Annotated in this window: 18 protein-coding genes and 1 riboswitch; of the genes, 9 read left to right on the top strand and 9 right to left on the bottom strand. The window is 38.5% G+C overall.

All coding sequences use genetic code 11. From position 1 onward, the window contains the following. Positions 1-107 precede the first annotated feature (107 nt). The 3 genes from EGI05_RS11675 to EGI05_RS11665 are packed head-to-tail and all read left to right on the top strand — an operon-like array spanning position 108 to position 4266. Positions 108-2522 (top strand): peptidase associated and DUF5686 domain-containing protein, encoded by a 2415-nt coding sequence (locus tag EGI05_RS11675; RefSeq protein WP_123263197.1) that lies wholly within the window; start codon positions 108-110, stop codon positions 2520-2522. A gap of 28 nt (positions 2523-2550) precedes the next feature. Next, positions 2551-2787 (top strand): hypothetical protein, encoded by a 237-nt coding sequence (locus tag EGI05_RS11670; RefSeq protein WP_123263196.1) that lies wholly within the window; start codon positions 2551-2553, stop codon positions 2785-2787. A 9-nt stretch (positions 2788-2796) separates the two neighbouring features. After that, complete coding sequence (locus EGI05_RS11665; protein ID WP_123263195.1) at positions 2797-4266, top strand: M20/M25/M40 family metallo-hydrolase; 1470 nt, start codon at positions 2797-2799, stop codon at positions 4264-4266. A gap of 441 nt (positions 4267-4707) precedes the next feature. On the opposite strand, the gene ilvA is transcribed toward EGI05_RS11665, so the two are convergent. The 7 genes from ilvA to folP all read right to left on the bottom strand — a co-directional run bounded on the left by ilvA (position 4708) and on the right by folP (position 13040). Beyond that, positions 4708-5967 (bottom strand): threonine ammonia-lyase IlvA, encoded by a 1260-nt coding sequence (gene ilvA, locus EGI05_RS11660; protein ID WP_123263194.1) that lies wholly within the window; start codon positions 5965-5967, stop codon positions 4708-4710. A gap of 13 nt (positions 5968-5980) precedes the next feature. After that, positions 5981-7027 (bottom strand): ketol-acid reductoisomerase, encoded by a 1047-nt coding sequence (gene ilvC, locus EGI05_RS11655; protein WP_123263193.1) that lies wholly within the window; start codon positions 7025-7027, stop codon positions 5981-5983. Positions 7028-7075: 48 nt separating this feature from the next. Further along, on the bottom strand, positions 7076-7357 hold the full coding sequence (locus EGI05_RS11650) for an ACT domain-containing protein (protein WP_123263192.1): 282 nt from the start codon (positions 7355-7357) through the stop codon (positions 7076-7078). A gap of 12 nt (positions 7358-7369) precedes the next feature. Beyond that, on the bottom strand, positions 7370-9103 hold the full coding sequence (ilvB, locus tag EGI05_RS11645; RefSeq protein WP_123263191.1) for a biosynthetic-type acetolactate synthase large subunit: 1734 nt from the start codon (positions 9101-9103) through the stop codon (positions 7370-7372). 9 nt (positions 9104-9112) lie between these two features. Further along, positions 9113-10792, bottom strand: coding sequence for a dihydroxy-acid dehydratase (ilvD, locus tag EGI05_RS11640; RefSeq protein WP_185144973.1), 1680 nt, complete (start codon positions 10790-10792; stop codon positions 9113-9115). Between the two features lie 176 nt (positions 10793-10968). Next, entirely contained in the window at positions 10969-11841 is an 873-nt protein-coding gene (gene ilvE, locus EGI05_RS11635; protein WP_123263189.1) for a branched-chain-amino-acid transaminase, read from the bottom strand. Positions 11842-12179: 338 nt separating this feature from the next. Then, positions 12180-13040, bottom strand: a complete 861-nt coding sequence (gene folP / locus EGI05_RS11630; RefSeq protein ID WP_185144972.1) for a dihydropteroate synthase — start codon at positions 13038-13040, stop codon at positions 12180-12182. A gap of 147 nt (positions 13041-13187) precedes the next feature. Between folP and EGI05_RS11625 the strand changes: the two genes are divergently transcribed. From EGI05_RS11625 to tpiA, 5 genes are all read left to right on the top strand, one after another. Then, positions 13188-13754 (top strand): DUF1599 domain-containing protein, encoded by a 567-nt coding sequence (locus tag EGI05_RS11625; RefSeq protein WP_123263188.1) that lies wholly within the window; start codon positions 13188-13190, stop codon positions 13752-13754. Position 13755: 1 nt separating this feature from the next. Beyond that, a complete protein-coding gene (locus EGI05_RS11620) occupies positions 13756-14871 on the top strand; it encodes a BT_3928 family protein (RefSeq protein ID WP_123263187.1) in 1116 nt (371 codons plus the stop codon). Between the two features lie 102 nt (positions 14872-14973). Further along, a complete protein-coding gene (locus EGI05_RS11615) occupies positions 14974-15324 on the top strand; it encodes a tellurite resistance TerB family protein (protein WP_123263186.1) in 351 nt (116 codons plus the stop codon). A 27-nt stretch (positions 15325-15351) separates the two neighbouring features. After that, the gene (locus EGI05_RS11610) at positions 15352-17478 is read left to right on the top strand and encodes a S9 family peptidase (protein ID WP_123263185.1); all 2127 of its coding nucleotides are present in this window, start codon (positions 15352-15354) and stop codon (positions 17476-17478) included. A gap of 15 nt (positions 17479-17493) precedes the next feature. Beyond that, the gene (tpiA, locus tag EGI05_RS11605; RefSeq protein WP_123263184.1) at positions 17494-18252 is read left to right on the top strand and encodes a triose-phosphate isomerase; all 759 of its coding nucleotides are present in this window, start codon (positions 17494-17496) and stop codon (positions 18250-18252) included. 69 nt (positions 18253-18321) lie between these two features. On the opposite strand, the gene EGI05_RS11600 is transcribed toward tpiA, so the two are convergent. Then, positions 18322-19584 carry an esterase-like activity of phytase family protein gene (locus EGI05_RS11600; protein WP_123263183.1) on the bottom strand — a complete coding sequence of 421 codons (1263 nt, stop codon included), beginning with the start codon at positions 19582-19584 and terminating at the stop codon, positions 18322-18324. A gap of 76 nt (positions 19585-19660) precedes the next feature. Beyond that, positions 19661-19849: riboswitch (cobalamin riboswitch) on the top strand. A gap of 106 nt (positions 19850-19955) precedes the next feature. Here EGI05_RS11600 and EGI05_RS11595 point away from each other — a divergent pair. Next, positions 19956-21065: a T9SS type A sorting domain-containing protein gene (locus tag EGI05_RS11595; protein ID WP_123263182.1), complete on the top strand. Its 1110-nt coding sequence runs from the start codon at positions 19956-19958 to the stop codon at positions 21063-21065. 42 nt (positions 21066-21107) lie between these two features. Here EGI05_RS11595 and clpP read toward each other — a convergent pair whose 3' ends face one another. After that, a complete protein-coding gene (gene clpP / locus EGI05_RS11590) occupies positions 21108-21794 on the bottom strand; it encodes an ATP-dependent Clp endopeptidase proteolytic subunit ClpP (RefSeq protein WP_123263181.1) in 687 nt (228 codons plus the stop codon). Between the last annotated feature and the right edge of the window lie 25 nt (positions 21795-21819).

Below are 21819 nucleotides of genomic sequence, written 5' to 3'. Positions count from 1 at the left end.
AAAACTCCCGAGGTCTCGGGAGTTTTTATTTATCTGCCAGAATATTAAGAATTCTTAAAAACTTTTCAGAACAGATAAATATTATTATTTTTGATATTGTTTTTCACATGAAAAGGGTTTTATTGTTTATATTTTTCTGGGCGTTTGCTTTTGGTTATTCACAATCAAAAATTAAAGTCATTGATGATGTTGACAAAACCCCTGTTCCCAATGCTACAATAACCTGTAACGGGAAAATTCTCGGAATCACAGACCATCAGGGAACTCTGGAATTCAAATCCAAATGTAATCGTATCGAAATACAGGCAGTCAACTATCAAAAAGAAACCGTTCCGGTAGAAGATACCATGGAAGTTTCTCTTCTCAAAAGTTCTTCTGCCACAACAGCTATTGAAACGGTCATTCTGGAAGATAAAAGTGATCCGAGAGCATTGGAAATTCTTAAAAAAGTTAATCAGCAATTCAAAGAGAATTCCCCGAAAAGCTTAGATTCCTATTCCTATAAATCCTACGAAAAGGTTTCCCTGGATATTGATGAAGACAGCATTTCTCAATTCAACCAGTTTTTTGATGAGAGTGATTTTTTCAAAAAGAAAAGAGAAAAAGATTCATTAAATAATATTTCTGCAAGAAAAATATTTTCCAAGAGTAAATTATTCCTTTGGGAACGAGCGCAGGAATTTCTATATTCTAAAAAATACGGTGAGAAGGTGAATATCCTGGATAACAGGATTTCAGGACTTAAGCAGCCTATTTATGAAATGATAGCCTTGCAGCAAAGTAACAGAGATAAACTTCCCAATCAATTAAAACAAGAAAACAGGGGGCTTTACCGTTTTTTCCTGACCGATACCATTGAGTTGGACGGCAGAAAGAATTTCGTGATCCGTTTCCGTGAAGTGAATTATAAAAAACCTGATAAAAAAAGGAAATTCAATGGCGCCATTTATATAGATACTGAAACCTATGGGATCAAAAAAATAGAAAATTTCAGTAAAAATAAAAACGACGGAATTATTACCAGCACCTGGGTCTATTATAATAACAAGTGGTTCCTTGCCCATGAAAAGGTAAAACTAAGGATGGGTAAAATGGGAATGGAAGAAGATGATAAGGAACACCCGGAAAATAAAGCCGAGAAAAAAGATAAAAGAAGTTTTGGAACCTACGCTTTCCTGACTTCCAAATATTTTGATTTTCAATCACCTGTTGAAGAAAAAGCCAAAGATTTCAAAGGCTACACTTTTTCGGTAAAGAATGCGGATGGTAAAACACTGGATCTCTACAGGACAGATCCTCTCACAGAAAGAGAAAGGAATACCTATACTACTATTGACAGTTTAGGGAAGATTTACAATATTGATAATAAAGCCAGAATACTGACTGGTTTAATTAATGGACAGATTAGAGTTGGAGTTGTGGATTTTGCAGTAGACGAAATCGTTAATTATAACTTGTATGAAGGATTCAGAGTTGGTTTAAAAGCTAAGCTGAATGAAACCTTCAATCCCTACTTTTCACCTGATTATTATTTCGCGTATGGTTTCAAAGACGACAAATGGAAATACGGGATTGGTCTTGATATCAAAACTACTCTGGATAAAAACTCATTTTTCAGGGCTGAATATTATAATGATGTGAATGCTTCGGGAGAATTTTACAGAAGACTCTGGAACTTTAAAATGAGAATGATGAATTACGGAAATAACCTTAATAATGACAAATACTATCATTTCAGAGGAGCTTCCCTATCCTATCTCAATGACGTCACCAACGGACTCACTCTCGTATTTGCCGCCAAAAGAAATTTTGAAGAAGCCATGTTCGACTATGGATTCAGGGGAAGAGGCCCAGCATTTGAAAATTTCAACACTTTATTTACCCTGAAATTCTCTCCCAATTCAACCAATATAATGACTCCACAAGGGAAATCCATCATTGAGCAGAAATTCCCTGAGTTGTATTTTAACTATGAGCAAAGCTTCAAAGTATTCGGTGGAGACTTTAATTATACCCGATTTGATGCGCTTTTTGTTCACAACTTTAAAACCATGCTGGGAACTACCGGTGTACGGCTTTACGGAGGTTTGGTATTGGGTGAAGCGCCTATCTGGAAACATTTTACGATGAACGGGCTGGCTTCTCCGGGCAGAGACATCAATTTCAACCTTACATCTTATCTTGGTTTTGCAACATTGGAAGGTGGAAAGTATTATAATGATAAATTCATTGCCTATTATTTCACCCATAAGCTTCCGTTCTATTTCAAAAGCTTCGGAAAAAATGTTTCGAGCTTTGATTTTGTACTGAGGGGAACCATTGGAGACATGAAACATCCTGAGTATCATCAGTTCAAGTTCAGAAAGCTGGATCACCTGTATCAGGAAGTAGGGTTAGAATGGAATAACTTCTTATCTTCTTACTTCAATCTGGGATTGTTTTACAGGGTGGGTTATTACACAACCACCAACTTTAAACAGAATTTTGCAATACAGTTTAAATTAAAACTTTTAGAATTTTAAAAAATGGTCAAAGACATTTGAGTATAAAATGAAAAAAATAGAGATAAAAGCAGATCAGTTCTTCGATTTATTAAAGCTGAAAGACGTTTCCATGTGGGAAATTTTCTCCCAGATGATAGACGGTGAAGAAAAAGAGATTATTTTCATCGATCATGAGGATAAAATCCTTTTCAATTATGTTCTTCCGGGTAACCAGGAAAAGCTGGAAGAAGACAGAAAAGAATTTTCAAAACAGTTTTCTGAAAAGTTGGCTAACAAGAATTAACGATACATCATGAAAAAAAATTATTACTTCTCATTATTAGGTCTTTTCCTTTTTTTTATGGGAAATGCACAGTCTTATAAAAAACCGCTGGTTTCCGCCATCAAGGAATCCGATCTTAAAAAGGATATGTACGAATTGGCAGCAGACCAGTTCTGGGGCCGTGAAGCAGGAACATTGGATGAACTTAAAGTTTCCATGTGGCTGGCTGATAAAGCAAAAGAAGCGGGAATGAGCCCCGCCGGAGATCATGGTACATTTTTCCAGTTCTTTGATATGTACAGGCATCAGGTAATTCCACAAAGTACTTTAACAATTGGAGAAAGCAAGCTCAAATTATGGAAAGACTTCCTGGTTGCAGAACCTGTGAATGCTAATCTGGATTCAGAAATCGTTTATGCGGGAAATGCAGAACCTGAAGATTTATCAAAATTCAATCTGAAAGGGAGAGTTTTAGCCATCAATGCCTCCGACAAAAACATTGCTAAAGAAATGACTCTTTTTGTAAGAAGATACCCGGGATTTGTAAGAACCAAATACTATAGCAAAGCCTTTGAACTGGGTGCAAAAGCCATCATCTTCATCACCGATGATACTTCGGAGAAAAGCTGGGTGGAAGTTGTCCCACAAATGACAAGAGGTACTTATGGAGTGGAAGGATTAAGAGAAACCGTTTCCAATGCTATTCCTGTACTATGGATTAAAAGAGAAAACGCCGGTTGGGTAAAAAATAATCCTAAGATCTCCTTACAACTCATTACAGAAACCTATAAATACCCATCCGTAAATATCATCGGAAAAATTGAGGGTACAGATCCTAAACTGAAAAATGAATATGTCCTGATCAGCGGACATCAGGATCACGATGGGATAAGGCACCCTGTAAAAAATGACACCATTTATAACGGAGCCGATGATAATGCAAGTACCTGTGTTGCTATGTTAGCCATGGCAAGAGCATATAAAAAGCAGCCAGGAAAAAGAAGCATTCTTTTTGTATTTCATGGTGCTGAAGAAAGAGGATTGTTAGGGTCCAGATGGCATGCTGCTCATCCCGTAGTTCCGAAAGAAAATATTGTAGCCGTTCTTAATGGGGATATGATAGGAAGAAACAATCTTGAAGAAGCTGCTTTACTGGGAGGAAATGCTCCGCATAAAAACTCGGAGGAACTGGTAAAAATGGCGGAAGAAGCTAACCATGAAAGTACAAAATTCAAATACCTAAAAGATTGGGATTCTCCAAGTCATGCAGAATATTTTTATTTCAGAAGTGATCATTTGCCTTATGCAAAAGCCGGAATTCCAGCTATATTCTTCACAAGCGTTTTGCACGATCAGTATCATACTCCACAAGATGAGTCTGAAAACATCAATTATAAAAAACTCTATAAAATGACGGAATGGATGTACAGAACATCCTGGAAAGTTGCCAATGAAACAGAGCGTCCAAAAGTTATTTCAAATTTTACGCTTGAGAGATAAGCTTCGGCGGCCCGAATGGGCCGCCGAAGCTTATTTTTGTCATTGCGAGGAGCACAGCAGCGAAGCAATCTCTTTATTCTTTATTCTATTCTTTACTCAAATTACTTCACATCCGGGTTCATAATAATATAGAGGTTGAATATTATTCTTTTGTCTTGAACAAAAGAATCAAAAATTCAAGACCGGGAAACTTCCGCTAAAAATGAATCCTGTTCTCTAAAAATTCTAAAACTTGCGCGGTAGCAATCTATATTAAGAATCAAATAAAGTCCCGCGCTTAGGACAGTAGAATTTTCTTAACGTTTACAGGGTTCATTTTCTTAACACTCCATTTTCCAATGTCGATATTGCTGCTGTTAACATCTGTGTCGATTCTTAAAACCCGTAGCTCAAAAATCTGCGTAATCTGCAAACGATAATAATTAAAATCAATTCAAATTCTCAAATAAGAAGGTTCATTAAAGAAGGATCATTGTTCAGATAATTGACAAAAAAATCATACTTTTTCATATTATCAAACAGCGGAGTAAAATCTTTACTATCCCTTAATCCAATTCCAACGACAGCAATGCCTTTCTCCTTTGAATTTTTTTTGGTGTATTCAAAAAAAGTGATATCATCATTCGGCCCCAACACATTCATGACGAAGGTTTTCAGGGTGCCCGGACGCTGTGCGAACCTAACAAGGAAATAATGTTTTAACCCTGCATGCAGAAGAGCTTTTTCTTTGATCTCTTCCATACGGGTAATGTCATTATTACTCCCACTAATGATGCAGACTACATTTTTTCCTTTGATCTCATCCTTATATTTTTCCAGTGCAGCAACAGAAAGAGCACCCGCTGGTTCCACTACTACAGCATCCTTATTATAGAGGGAGAGAATGGTTTCACAAACCAATCCTTCATCAACTGTAGCCATATCCTGCAGTACATTTTTGCAAAGTTCAAAAGTAAGATTTCCCACTTTCTGTACAGCAGCTCCGTCTACAAAACGGCTGATCTTTTCAAGAAGCACCGGCTTTCCTCTCTCCAGTGCTTTTTTCATACTTGCCGCTGCAGAAGGCTCCACTCCTATGATCTTCGTTTGTGGAGACAATTCGCGGAATACTGTACAAACACCCGCAGCCAGACCACCGCCTCCCACTGGAAGAAAGAGATAATCAATTTGCTCATCCGACTGTTCAAGGATTTCCAGTGCTGCCGTAGCCTGCCCATCAATAATATCCTGATCATCAAACGGATGAATGAATATTCCCTGATGATCTTTGCAAAACTTCTCTGCGGCATCTTTAGCTTCATCGAAAGTATCCCCGTAAAGGACAATATCTATATGATTCCCACCGAACATTCTCACCTGCTCCAACTTCTGCCCCGGAGTGGGCAAAGGCATGAAAATAGTTCCTTTCACCTTCATTGTCCTGCACGCAAAAGCTACTCCCTGCGCATGGTTTCCTGCACTGGCACAAACCACTCCTTTGGCAAGGCTTTCAGGAGCCATCACTGCCATTTTATTGTAAGCTCCCCTGATCTTGTAAGACCTCACCTGCTGCAGGTCTTCTCTTTTAAATCTTATCTTCGCTTCATATATATCAGAGAGGTTATTATTAATGGCCAACGGTGTTCTTACTACAACATTTTTGAGCCTTTCTGCCGCTTTATAGACATTTTCCAAAACAGTTGGATACGTTTGTGTCTCCATTATTTTTTATTGATTAATTATTCTCAGGTCTAAGACTTCGGACCGTCTTACCTGCTCTCCACATTTCGCTTTCTCTAAGCTCGGCCAGTTCCACTTCCAGTTTTTCTCTGTAATCGGGTTTGCTGTTGCTGTCGATAGAACGTTGGGCTTCAGCTCCTTTTGCAACACTGTCATACAATTCCTCAAACAACGGAGAAGTGGCATCTCTGAAACGTTTCCACCAGTCTAAAGCCCCTCTCTGTGCTGTGGTGCTGCAGTTCGCGTACATCCAGTCCATGCCGTTTTCTGCAACCAAAGGCATTAATGATTGTGTCAATTCCTCTACTGTTTCATTAAATGCTTCGGAAGGGCTGTGTCCATTTTTCCTCAATACATCGTATTGGGCTGCAAATATACCCTGTACGGCACCCATAAGGGTACCTCTTTCTCCTGCAAGGTCGCTGAATACTTCTTTTTTAAAATCCGTTTCAAATAAATACCCGCTTCCAATGGCTATTCCCAATGCAGTCACTCTATCTCTTGCTTTTCCGGTAGCATCCTGATATATGGCAAAACTGCTGTTCAGCCCCCGGTCCTGCAGAAACATTCTTCTCAGTGATGTTCCCGACCCTTTAGGTGCAACCAGAAAAACATCCACTTCAGCCGGCGGAACAATTCCTGTACGTTCATTAAACGTAATTCCAAAACCGTGGGAGAAATACAATGCTTTTCCAGGCGTAAGATTCTGCTTTACTTTAGGCCAGTACTCGATTTGAGCCGCATCGCTTAAGAGATAACATATAATTGTTCCTTTTTGCAGAGCCTCTTCTATTTCAAACAGTGTTTCTCCGGGTACAAATCCGTCTGCCACAGCTTTGTCCCATGATTTTGAGTTTTTCCGCTGGCCAACAATCACATTGATCCCGTTGTCTTTCTGGTTTAATGCCTGTCCAGGTCCCTGTACTCCATATCCGATCACAGCTACAACTTCATCTTTTAATACTTCCTGAGCTTTCTGTAACGGAAACTCCTCTCTTGTCACTACATTTTCTTCTACTCCGCCAAAATTCAATTTTGCCATTTTTTAATTTTTTATTTGTTGATATTTATTACTTTAGATTGATCACCATCAACTCGCATGTACTATTGAGGTCAGATACGGATTTTTATGATAATGAACTTCCAGTACATCTACCTGTTTTTCCATCTGTTGAGTGATCTTGCGTACAGATTCTTCCGATTCCCTGATAATGATTACAAATTTCTTCACATTTTCAATCTCCGAAGGCCCTGCACTGAAATTCACAATAGAGATTCTTCTCCTTGAAAAAATAGCATTGATCCTGCCAATCAGCCCTAGAAAGTCTTCTGTATAAGCAGTAATGGTGTATTCTTTGTTTTCTGATTTCATCTTTTCTATATTTTATTGATCTGTTTTATGATGAGTAAGGATAATTTCTGAGACACTTTTCCCTTGAGGAATCATTGGAAAAACATTGTGCTCTTTACCAGTCATTACTTCCAGAAGAAAAGCACCTTTATGATGAAGCATTTCGTTAAGACCAGCCTCCAAATCTTCTCTCTGTATTACTTTCTTTCCAGGAATATTATATCCTTTGGCAACCTGTACAAAATCCGGGCTCTGAATATCAACCGATGAATACCTTTCTTCGTGAAACATCTCCTGCCATTGTCTTACCATGCCCAGATAACAGTTATTAAGAATTAAAATTTTGATATCAGGCTGATACTGCATCAGCGTTCCCAACTCCTGGATATTCATTTGAGCTCCTCCATCTCCCATCACCGCAATGACCGGATGGTTCGTTCTTCCATAAGCGGCTCCTATTGCTGCAGGAAGGCAGAATCCCATAGTTCCCAATCCGCCACTGGTAATATTGCTTCTGGAATGTTTAAAGGTTGAGTATCTGCAAGCAGCCATCTGATGCTGTCCTACATCAGTTACGATAACAGCCTCTCCTTGGGTCATATCATTCAGTTGACAGATCACTTCTCCCATGGTAATTTCTCCTTCAGAAGGATACAATTCATGGCTTATCAGTTGATCATGTTCAATTTCATAGCAATCTTTAAACTTTTGATGCCAGTCAACATGCTGCCGTTCTTTTATCAGCTGTGTAAGAAGCGGTAGGGTTTCTTTACAGTTTCCAAGAATAGGAACTTCAACTGTCACATTTTTATTGATCTCTGCTTTGTCAATATCCAGATGAATGATTCTTGCCTGTTTGGCATACTGATCCAACTTTCCGGTCACACGGTCATCAAACCGCATTCCCACTGCAATCAGGACATCGCATTGATTGGTAAGAATATTGGGTCCGTAGTTCCCGTGCATTCCTACCATTCCTACTGCCTGCGGATGATCCGTCGGAATAGCACTCATTCCCAAAACCGTCCACGCCACAGGAATTCCAGATTTTTCCGCAAACCGCAGAAACTCTTTTTCTGCTTTTCCCAGCATAATTCCCTGTCCGGCAATAATAAATGGTTTTTTGGCCTCATTGATCAATGCGGCTGCTTTCTCAATATAGCCTATATGGGGAACAGGATCAGGCTTGTAACTTCTCAAAGAATCACACGACGTGTATTCTCTGTATAAAATTTTCTGCAGCTGGGCATTTTTTGTTACATCTATCAATACGGGACCCGGCCGACCTGATCTTGCGATATAAAATGCTTTGGCCAGTACGTCGGAAAGTTCATTTGCATCGGTTACCTGATAATTCCACTTGGTAACCGGGCTTGTAACATTCATCACATCAATTTCCTGAAAAGCATCGGTTCCCAGAAGATGTTCAAAAACCTGTCCGGTAATGCAAACAATAGGCGTATTATCCAGCAGTGCATCGGCTAAGCCTGTCACCAGATTGGTTGCCCCGGGACCACTTGTCGCAAGCACTACACCAACTTCACCCGAAACTCTGGCAAGTCCCTGCGCTGCATGGACTGCTGCCTGTTCATGGCGGACCAGAATATGTTCCAGCTGATCTTTATAATCGTAAAGAGCATCATAAATTGGAATGATGGCCCCGCCTGGGTACCCGAATATTGTTTTTACCCCTTCCTGAAGAAATGCTTCAAGAATAATCCGGCTGCCACTGATTTCTGTTTCTGTAGGGATACTTAGATTTTTCATTGTTTTTTATTAAGTGAGTTCGTCTGTTACACAGCCTTCAGCAGCTGATGACACGGTGAGTGCGTATTTATACAGCAGTCCTTTTTTTACTTTAAGTTCAGGTTTTTGCCATTCTTTTTTCCGTTGTTCGATTTCTTCTTCTGAAACCTTTAGCTGTATAGTATTGTTTACAGCATCAATTTCAATAAGGTCATTGTCTTTCACAAAAGCAATCAGCCCACCTTCATAAGCTTCAGGAGTAATATGTCCTACCACAAAACCATGAGTCCCACCACTGAATCTTCCGTCAGTAATTAGAGCTACACTTCCACCCAGTCCTGCTCCCACCAGAGCGCTGGTTGGTTTCAGCATTTCCGGCATTCCCGGAGCTCCTTTAGGTCCCTCGTGGCGGATAACAATGACATCACCGTGTTGAACTCTTCCATTTTCAATTCCTTTGATCAAATCTTTTTCGCCGTCAAATACTCTGGCTTTCCCTGAAAATTTCTCTCCTTCCTTTCCAGTGATCTTGGCTACGCTTCCCTTTTCGGCCAGGTTACCATACAATATTCTCAGATGCCCCGTTTCTTTAATGGGGTTGGATAGAGGTCTGATGATTTTTTGTTCTGTAAAATCAAGGCTGGGAACATTTTCAAGATTTTCAGCGACGGTTTTCCCGGTAACCGTTAAACAGTCACCATGCAGCAACCCTTCCTCCCATAAATATTTCATGACAGCAGGTGTTCCCCCATGCTCATGAAGGTCTTGCATGAGGTATTTTCCGCTTGGCTTAAGATCTGCCAATACCGGTGTGCAGTCACTCATTTTCTGGAAATCATCCTGAGTTACGGAAACACCAACACTTTTCGCCATGGCTATAAAATGCAGGACGGCATTAGTACTTCCTCCAAGAATGATAATCAGACGCAACGCATTTTCAAAAGCTTTACGGGTCATAATATCTGATGGCTTGATATCTTTCTCGAGTAGTATTTTAATATATTTTCCGGCTTCCAGACATTCATTCTGCTTTTCTTTACTTAATGCAGGATTGGAAGATGAATATGGGAGACTCATTCCTAGCGCTTCTATAGCTGAGGACATGGTATTGGCAGTGTACATTCCTCCACATGCTCCTGCTCCAGGACACGAGTTTTTGATAATCCCATTGAAATCTTCTTCTGAAATTTCTCCGGTAATCTTTTTTCCTAAGGCTTCAAAGGCTGAAACGATATTGAGGGACTCATTCTTGTAGCATCCCGGAGCTATCGTTCCTCCGTACACCATGATGGAGGGTCTGTTCAGCCTTCCCATCGCAATGATGGTTCCCGGCATATTTTTATCACAGCCGGGTAATGCAATGATTCCGTCATAATATTGTGCTCCGCAGATCGCTTCAATACTATCTGCAATCACATCCCGGCTTACCAGTGAGTATCGCATCCCGTCTGTACCATTACTCATTCCATCGCTTACTCCTATCGTGTTGAATATCAACCCTGCAAGACCTTGATTCCAGGTCCCTTCTTTTACCACTTTTGCCAAATCGTTAAGATGCATATTACAGGTATTTCCGTCGTAGCCCATACTGGCTATACCAATCTGAGCCTTGTGCATATCTTCTTCTGTAAAGCCTATTCCGTAAAGCATTGCCTTTGCCGCAGGCTGTTCGCTGTTCTGTGTGAATGTTTTTGAATATTTATTTAGCATATTATCCTGCATTTGCTGTTTTTATTTCCAGCTTGGTGTCAAAAATTCTTTAATTCTGATCCAAAACTACAGCTTGTAATATTGTTTTCATTTTCACTTTTATGAAAATTACAACATTCAATTGCTTGAAAAACAGATTCATTTAACTGATAATCAATTATTTAAATTATTAAAATTTACAACGACAGACCTCTTACCAGTTTATAATAGGCCTGTTGTATCTTGCCGCTTGCTGTATCTTTCCAGTTTTTGGTGAAAGGAACATCATCCAAAGAATCCAATGCCACAATTTCAGCTGCTGTACCACAGAAAAAAGCGGCATCAGCTCCTCTCATTTCTTCAGGTTTAAAGAATGTTTCTTTGACAGGAATATTTAGTTCACTGCATATTTCAAAAACAGTTTGTCTTGTGATTCCCGGCAATATGCTTCCTTTTGCAGGGGTAAATAAAGTTCCATCCTTTTCATAGAATATATTGGCCCCGGAACTTTCAGCAACGTTTCCATATTCGTCCAGTAACAAGGCTTCGTCATAGCCTTTGTCTTTGGCATCCTGACAGGCAAGAATAGAATTGACATAATGCCCACCTACTTTAGCTTCTATTTTAAAGGCATTAGGATTTGGGCGTTGAAAGCCGGAAGTCATGATCTTCATTTTATCTGCGAGATAGCCATTGCTCCATTCCCAGGCAAGCAGAGAGAGATAGGATTTTTGTCCTTTTGAAAGAGACATATTGGAAGAACAGGTCACCAATGGACGGATATAAGCATCGCTGAATCCATTACGCTCTAAAAGCTCATACGTGAGTTCCATTAATTCACCTACCTGATAGTCAAACGGAATATGCATCAGCTCTGCCGATCTTTTCAGTCTTTCATAATGTTCTTTTGCTTTAAAAATTTTGGTTCCGCGATCGGTCTTATAAGATTTTATACCTTCAAAAATGGAGTACCCATAATGCAGTGACTGCCCATAAAGGTCTATTCCTGCTTCTTCGGCCTTGAGAAAGTTTCCGTTAAAATACACGATCGTTTTGCTGTTGTAATACATTGTATAGGGTTTAAAAAATTAACAAAAGGGAAATAAAAAAGCCCTCTCATGATGTGAGAGGGCTCAAATATGTACAGTCATACTCTATCCTTCTCACCAACGTAAGGGAATAATAATGACGATAATAATTACTGTTAATAACTGATACATAATTTTTGAAATAAAAAAAGCCGCTTCAATATGAAACGGCTTATATGCTTTAAATTAAAATATTTTACAATGCCGCTTCTTTACTGTTGTTAATCACAACAATAATGTTAGAAATGACCATAATATTTTTCTGATTCGTAAAATTCATATTGCAAAAGTAATAATTTCTAAATACTGCGCAAGTTTTTTTAGCATTTTTTATTTTTATCGCAAAATTGTTTGACAACTGCTGCACTTTTTGCTACATCATGTACTCTCAGAATCTTAGCTCCCTGCTGTAAAACTTTCATATGAAGCTTCTGCGTTTCTTCATCGATGTCCAATGGAGATTTTCCAAGGGGCTTATATATGAATGACTTTCTGGAAATTCCGATGAGTAAAGGAAATCTTTCCAAACCTAAATATTCCACCTCATCAATCATTTTCATCTGATCTTCCACTGTTTTGCCAAATCCGAACCCGGGATCAAGGATAATATCTTTCACTCCTTTTTGAAGCAATACATTTGTTTTCTCAGAAAAATACCGGTTGATTTCCAAGGTTATATCTTCGTATTTAATCTTGTCATGCATGGTTTCGTAGGAAGGATTCACATGCATCAGGATGTAGGGTAATCTCGTTTCTGCTACAATATCAAACATCGTCTCATCAAATTGTCCCCCGGAAATATCATTCACCATATCAATTCCTTCATTAAAGCCAAATCGTACTGTTTCCGCATAAAAAGTGTCTAACGAAACTAATGCTTCCGGGAACTCTTTTTTGATTTGTGAAATCACTTTTCCTATTCTCTGTATTTCTTCTTTGCTACTCAGGAATTCAGCATTCGGGCGTGTAGACTGTGGGCCTATGTCAATAATTCCGGCTCCTTCTGAAAGAAGTTTTTCAGTATGCTTCAAAGCATCTTTTTCATTATTAAACTTTCCACCGTCGGAAAAAGAATCCGGGGTAAGATTTAAAATTCCCATAATTTTCGGAGAACTTAAATCTACTAATCTGCCGTTACAATTCAGTGAATGATAGTTGATGGATGATAAATGATTTTGCATTCCACAAAGGTAAATATTACTTGTGAATTGTTGATAGTTGATGGTTATTGTTACAATTCACCATTCACCACCCATCATTGATGATTTATCACCTATCATTTATAATTCTGCAACCTATTTTGTATCTTTGGAAGATTAAGAGAATTTATGTTAAAAACTTCAGTACAGTTCCAGCAAATTATCAATCAGTGTCGTGATCTTTTCAGTAAAAAATTACAGGATTACGGAGCGGCATGGAGAGTTTTAAGACCCAGCTCCATTACGGATCAAATTTATATTAAAGTAAACAGGATCCGTACTTTGCAGATGACCGATAAAAAGATGGTGGATGAAAGTGAAGAAGATGAGTTTATTGCTATTGTCAACTACTCCATCATCGGCCTCATTCAGCTGGAAAAAGGATATTCTAACGATTTTAACGAGAACAATGAGGAGATTTTAAGCCTGTATGACCGTTTTGCCAATGAAGCAAAAGCTTTAATGGAAAAGAAAAACCATGATTATGGTGAAGCCTGGAGAGATATGAGGATTTCTTCCATTACGGATCTTATTTACCAGAAAGTTCTCAGAACCAAACAGATTGAAGACAATCAGGGAAAAACCATAGTTTCAGAAGGTCTGGATGCCAATTATTTTGACATGCTGAACTATGCAGTATTCTGTCTCATCAAATTCTCCGAAAAAGAAAACAGTTTCGAACCCAAAACTATTTAATATGATCAAAGGTATATTACGTTTCATTATTGCCGTTATTTTTATTCTGTCCGGCTTTGTAAAGGCAGTCGATCTTGTTGGTTTTTCCTTTAAAATGGAAGAATACTTCTCTCCTGCTGTTTTCAATATGCCTTTTTTTGAAAAGTTCGCATTACTGTTTTCCATTATCGTTGTCGTATTGGAGCTTTTTTTAGGTTTTATGCTTTTGTTGAAGATCAAACTTAAGTTTACACTTTCTGCATTGATCGCTCTTTGTATATTCTTTGGATTTCTGACATTTTATTCCGCTTATTACAATGTAGTGACGGATTGCGGATGCTTTGGAGATGCCATTAAATTTACGCCTTGGCAAAGTTTCATTAAAGATATTGTGCTTTTAGCCGGACTTGTTCTTCTGTTCTTACTATACAGAAGAGACTTCACTAAGAAAGATGAATACGCTCAAAAAGAATCTTCGGATAGGCCTAAATATATCATATTGGGATTATTTTCTCTTGTGATGATCTACATTATGTCTCAGGGAATTTTGCATGAACCGATCATTGATTTCCGTGATTATAAAATCGGAACTAATCTGGCCGCCGAAAAAGAAAAGATTGCTAAAAACCCATCGGAATATAAAACTTTTTATTCCCTTAAAAATCAGAAAACAGGAGAGGTGATCAAAGTAAACCAGGATGATTACATCAAAGAAACAAAATATTGGGAAGAAGGATCTCCATGGAAAATTGAAGAAGGAAAAAATGAATCCAAACTGGTAAAAGAAGGCTATAAATCTGAGATCGTGAAATTTAAGATCGAAGATCCTACAGGAATTGACGTTACGGAAGAAGTGATCAAAGCTCCAAAAGCTATTATTGTGTTTTCTTATCATCCAAAAGATGTTTCAGCAGAATTGTTGCAGAAAGTAGAAGCTAAAGTAAATGCACAGAAAGACGAAAAACAGGGTTTGGTGATTTATGGTGTTTCTACGGATCCGAATACCTTCAAAACCATTAAAAATACGATGATGGACGGAACAGCCATCAAAACCATTGCAAGAAGCAATCCGTTTGTCTTAATCCTTCAAAATGGAAAAATTATAGACAAGCAGCCAGCAAAAGATTATATTAAATAAAGTGAAGAGTGAATAGCCAATTGTGAATTAAAAAAACAATCCCACTTTCAATTATCAATTATCAATTATCAATTATCAAAATTAAACACTATATATCAAGAAATGCAAAAATCTAATAAATCCATCGCCGGATACCACTTATTAATGATCCTTTCATCTGTTGACGGAGAATTTGCTCCGGAAGAAGGAATGCTTATTCAGCAATATTTAGCAGATGAATTCCCATTCAGAATGAACCTTGACAATGAACTGGAAACACTTGCATTGCTGCGTCCTGAAGAATGGAAAGACCATTTTGAATTTCATGCCCGTTGCTTCCATGATGATTCCACGGAAGAAGAACGTATCAAATTTGCTCAGTTTGCCAAATCACTGATCAAAGCAGATCATGTAGTAACAGATGAAGAACATACTTTCTACAAGCTGTTAAAGAATTTGTGGCATCTGGAATAACAGCACCATTCTCAACAAAATATAACTATGAAAAAGTATTATTTAGGATTACTACTCATGAGCGCTTCTACATTGCAGTCCCAGAAATTTCCTGATCTTAAAGCTCCTGTTGCCGAAAAACAGGAACACATCCGTGAAATGCACGGAGATAAAGTAAATGATCCGTATTACTGGATGATCGATTATTTCAAAAAAGGAAAAGACTCCACGAAAGTAGTTGATTATCTGAAAGCTGAAAACTCTTATTGGCAAGGGATGATGAAAGACACCGAACCTTTCAGGGACAAGCTTTTTCAGGAAATGAAAGCCAGGATCAAAGAAAAGGATGAATCTGTACCTGTTTTTAAGAACGGATATTATTATTACACTAAAACAGAAACGGGAAAGCAATATTTTAAATATTGCAGGAAAAAAGGAAACCTTAACGCCCCCGAAGAAGTAATTCTGGATGTAGATCAGCTTGCAGAAGGACATTCCTACTACTCTGCGACAGGTTTCAGCATCAGTCCGGATAATTCTAAAATCATCTATGGTGTAGACGATGTTTCCAGAAGACAGTACCAATTGTTTTTGAAAGATCTTTCTACCGGAAAAACAACGGATCTGGGAATTAAAAACACGGACGGAGACGCCACATGGGCCAATGATAATAAAACCATTTACTATACGGAAAACAATCCTATAACGCTTCTATCTGAAAAGATCAAAAGACATACATTGGGAACAGATTCCTCAAAAGATGCGGTGGTATATGAAGAAAAAGACAAATCCAATTACATAGGAGTCGGAAAATCTAAGAACGAAAAATTCATTATGATCTATTCCAGCGCTACTACATCTTCGGAGACAAGATATCTGGATGCTGACAATCCTAATGGAACATTCAAAGTTTTTCAACCGAGAATGAAAGACGTCCTGTATGATGTGACGCCTTTAGAAGATAAGTTTTTAATTACCACCAATAAAGACGCCTTAAATTTCAAAGTGATGGAAACTCCTTTGGATAAAACAGGGGTTGAAAACTGGAAAGATTTTATTCCGCACAGAAAGGATGTCCTGATGGAAGGGATCAGTGAGTTTAAGAACTATCTTGTTTTCAGTGAAAGACAAAACGGACTTACCCAATTGGTCATTTATGACAGAAAAACAGGTAAAAAGGAATTTTTGAAATTTGACGAACCGGTTTATACCGTTTCTCCATCCGGAAATCCTGAATATAATACCGATAATTTCCGTTTCAGCTATACGTCTATGATCACACCCAGCTCTCAATATGAGCAGGATTTAAAAACAGAGAAAAGAACATTGCTGAAGCAGCAGGAAGTATTAGGTGGTTATGATAAAAAGAATTATATCACCGAAAGATTATTTGCTGTTGCTAAAGACGGAACTAAAATTCCTATCTCTATAGTATATAAAAAAGGATTCAAAAAAGACGGAAACAGTCCGTTGCTATTGTATGCCTACGGTTCTTATGGGAATTCCATGAATGCAACTTTCAGCAGTACAAGGCTGAGTCTTCTGGACAGAGGTTTTGCTTTTGCCATTGCTCATATCCGTGGCGGGCAGGAAATGGGAAGACAATGGTATGAAGACGGTAAAATGATGAAAAAGAAGAACACATTCACAGATTTCATCGATGCCGGAGAATATCTGGTGAAGGAAAAATATACCTCCCCGAAACATCTGTATGCACAGGGAGGAAGTGCAGGAGGTCTATTAATGGGAGCTGTAGTCAACATGAGCCCCAATCTATGGAATGGTGTGATTTCGCAGGTTCCATTTGTAGATGTTGTGAATACCATGCTTGATGAAAGCATTCCATTAACAACCAACGAATACGATGAATGGGGAAATCCTAATAATAAGGAAGCCTATTTCTATATGAAATCTTACTCTCCTTACGAAAATATAGAAAAGAAAAGTTACCCTAATCTCTTGGTAACAACAGGTTTACACGATTCCCAGGTACAATATTTTGAGCCTGCAAAATGGGTAGCTAAGCTTAGGGATATGAAAACCGATAACAACGTACTATTATTAAAAACGGATATGGATTATGGACATGGCGGTGCTTCAGGAAGATTTGATTATCTGAAGGATGTTGCTTTGGTGTATGCATTCATGTTCAAATTAGAAGGAATTAATCAATAATTTTTAGATAAGACTATGAGAAGAAAAATAGTTGCCGGAAACTGGAAAATGAACAAAAACGTAATTGATGCTCAACAACTGATGATTCAATTACTGAGCTATAAAAACAACAATACGACCAACTGTGAAGTTTGGATTGCACCGCCTTCTTTATACTTAATGATGGCTAAAGATATCTTCGAAAAAGATGAGATCGGAGTATTTTCTCAGGATATGAGCGAGCATGAAAGCGGGGCATATACAGGTGAAATTTCTGCTGACATGTTAGAATCTATCGACGTCAACGGTTCTTTGATCGGACATTCTGAAAGAAGACAGTACCACGGTGAAACAGATTCCCACTGCAACAGAAAAATCAAATTAGCCCTTGACAAAGGTTTAATTCCTGTTTATTGTAATGGAGAAACGCTGGAACAAAGAAAAGCGGGACAGCATTTTGAAGTAGTGAAAAACCAGACTGAAGTGGCTTTGTTTACGCTTTCTGCAGAAGAAATCAAAAAGGTAGTGATCGCTTACGAACCGGTTTGGGCAATCGGAACAGGAGAAACAGCGACTCCGGAACAAGCTCAGGAAATCCACGCTCATATCAGAAACATCATTGCTTCCAAATATGGACAGGAAGTTGCTGATGAAGTATCCATTCTTTACGGAGGTTCCGTAAAACCGGATAATGCAAAAGAAATTTTCTCTCAGCCTGATATTGATGGCGGTTTGATTGGTGGAGCAGCATTGAAATTAGAGGATTTCTCTAAGATTATCGAAGCTTTTAATTAAATCTAAAATAAATACAAATAAGTTTCGGCGGCATCTTCGATGCCGCCGAAACTGTTTATAAAAGTCTAATTACTGAATATCCACAATGTACATCGTTCCTTTATCCTGTTTTCCTGTTTTCGGAAGGATTTTGGCTTTCGGGTTTCCGTTTCCGTCATCCGCAACTCCAAAATCATCATCATTGAAAACAGCTAACTTATTATTTCCTAGATAAACAATTCCTTCAAACTTATCATGTTCATATCCTAATTTCGCTACCAGATCCACAGCTAACGTTTTGCTCACAGGTTTCAATCCGGCTGCCGTAATCTCATCCCATGTTGACTGTTCAAGCGCTTTGCCATTGATTTTCATTCCGTCCACTGCTGCCACATCTGTTCCGGTGACATCAGAAGCTTGTGAAAGATTGATTCTATAAACTTTTTTCACTCCGCCCTGTGAGCCAAATCTTCCGTCTCTTTCAATGACTAAAAATTCAGCATTGCTAATTGCGGTAATATCGCAAACGGAATCTGAAGTTCCGCCGTCCTGCTTATATAAATATTGCTTGGTTTGCCCGGTTGCCAGATCAAAAGTTACAATTCTCGTCAAAGTTGTATTGGTCGCAAGAACTTTTGTAGGAACATACATTGTAGACTGCATTGTTCCTACGAGCATTTTTCCGTCCGGCGTCATACACATCCCTTCCATCCCTCTATTGGGCCGTCTTTTGGCCAGAACGGCAGGAAGCTTTCTGGTTCCTGTATTCACACCGATTGGGCTTATTCTCTCCAATTCCACTCCATCTGCACTGTAATGAACGATGTGAGGTCCATATTCGTCAGAGACCCAGAATGTACCGTCCGTGGCGGCAACAATACTTTCGCTGTCCAAACCGTAATTATCAGTTCCCAATACACTTCCATCCGCTCCATAAGCAACTTCTCCCGTACTTCCCATTCCTACAGGATTTGGAAGTCCTGTAATAGGTTGTCCAGATGGATTTTTAAGCTTAATATATTTGATCACTTCAATATTCCCTTCCGCATTGATTTTAAAATGCATGATCGTGGGAGTAAAAGAAGGAACAAGGATTTTAATGCCATTCTGATAGGTTACATTCGGTCCACGGTCGGTGATGACATAGAATTCTCCTTTACGGGTCGGATGAGCAGTTGCTCCCGAACCGAAGCCACCGTTGATTACATCTACCCCGCTCAGTGTTGCCAGTTTTGAAAAAGGAAACTCCTGTGGAAGTTTAGAATAGTTAATATCCTGATTATTGGAATGGTCATCATCATTACAAGCCATCAATATTGAAAGCATGAATGCAGATAATAGTAATTTTTTCATAGTTTATTATTGTAACAGCGAAAATAATTCCTCTGTATAAACTCACTTTGAATGCAATAATAAATCTATTTTAAATATCTTTGCAGCGGTTTAAGGTTGAACATACCGTTCATTAATAGGGAATCAGGTGAGATTATTCAAATCCTGAGCTGTACCCGCAACTGTAAGCTATTCAAACTTATTGTACAAGAAGACCACTGGAGAGATCCGGGAAGGTGTACCTTAAGATGCAAGCCAGGAGACCTGCCTTTAATACATTTCAACTTTCGGGATAAAAGTTTATGGAATATCATCAATGCTTTATGATTTTTTTCATGAATGTTTTTATCCTGTAAGTAAGTTTCGGGAACAAAACTTTAAATTTTTATATCATGAAAAATATCTATCTTTTTTTCTTGCTGCTCTGCATGCAGTTTGTATGGGCACAATTCACTGAAAACGACATTAAGTTCTGGGTAGGAACAGGTTCAAAGAAAGCCTACTTCATTGCAGATTTCAATGATGACAACAATCCATCTTCCTATGCATGGGGATACCGCTTTGATTCCAATACCTTAACAATGGAAGATCTCATTAATGCCATTGCCGCAGCAGAACCGAAAATTTCGGCAGATATTCCTTCCGGATTTCTTTACAGCTTTACCTATAACCATCATATTCCAAGTTCGGCTGATTATTGGTCTACCTGGTCCGGAACCAGCTCTGGTTCAATGACCTTGAATAATGGTGTCAATAATGATATTCTGGTTGATGGAAAGTGGTATGGAATTTCTTTCGGATATGGTTTTACGCCTACTACTCCACCGCTTTCGCACCCTTCCACACCCGTTGCAGCATATAACTCAGCGTGGTACAATTCTTCTCAAATCGTGAATTGGATTGGTACAGGAAGCAATAAAAGCTTAATTGTTATAGATTTTGGAACCCATACGGATTCTTTTGTTTTCGGAATTCAATATAATGGAAGTATGACTGCTGAACAGGCCTTACAATTGATCAAATCCCAAGCTTCTTATTTCAATTATACTTTATCTAATAACCAGATTTCTACATTATCATTGAATAATTTTACAGGAAACGTATCCGGATCCAATACGTGGAAACTGTACAAAGGAAAAGATCTTTCGGGTTGGAAAAATTATGCTGATTTATCTCAGATTCAACTGGTGAATAATGACTGGATGGGATTAAGTTTTGGACAAAGACTTCCATTTACTCCTACAGAAGCGGCCAATTCTGTATTAGACGTTTCTGATATAGGAAAACAAACCTTCAGGATATATCCCAATCCGGCTCATGATTTCATTCAGATTGAAACCTCGGAAAATGTGAAAGAAATAAAAATTCATGCCGTTTCAGGACAAAAAATCCTTTCTTCAAAGGCTAAAAAAGTGAATATACAGGCTTTAAATCCGGGAGTTTATTTTATAGAGATTACAACTCATACCAATTCAACCGTTCATAAATTCATTAAACAATAAAAAACGCGCCTGTCGGCGCGTTTTTTTACTACTCTTTAAAAATTATTTTTTATCTGTAGATCTCTGTAGAACCTCATCTACCATTCCATATCCTTTCGCTTCCTCAGAGGTCATCCAGTAATCTCTGTCAGACGATTTTTCTACCCAATCATACGTTTGTCCTGAGTGGTGGGCAATGATTTCATAAAGCTCCTGCTTTAATTTCAACATTTCTCTTAAGTTGATCTCCATATCAGAAGCAACCCCTTGAGCTCCTCCTGAAGGTTGGTGGATCATTACTCTGGAATGTTTAAGAGCAGAACGCTTACCTTTTTCTCCGGCTACCAATAATACCGCTCCCATAGAAGCAGCCATACCTGTACAGATAGTGGCAACATCCGGTTTAATAATCTGCATCGTGTCATAAATTCCTAAACCTGCATACACACTTCCACCCGGAGAGTTGATATAAATCTGAATGTCTTTTGAAGGATCTGCACTCTCTAGGAATAAAAGCTGCGCTGTAACGATGTTGGCAACCTGGTCATCAATCCCTGTACCCAGGAAAATGATCCTGTCCATCATCAAACGAGAAAAAACGTCCATCTGAGCAACGTTTAGTCTTCTTTCTTCCATAATGTACGGAGTCAAATTGGTAGGACCATACATTCCCATATACTGATCGGTAACCAGACCGTTGTTTCCTAAATGCTTCACAGAGAAATCTCTGAATTCTTTTTTAATGTCCATATTTCTGTGTATTATTTTAAAATAT

The organism is Chryseobacterium daecheongense (assembly GCF_003729955.1).
In the GTDB taxonomy this organism is placed as follows: Bacteria; Bacteroidota; Bacteroidia; order Flavobacteriales; family Weeksellaceae; genus Chryseobacterium; species Chryseobacterium daecheongense.
Note: the sequence above shows the minus strand (reverse complement) of the source record. Positions and strands in the feature narration are given on the sequence as shown.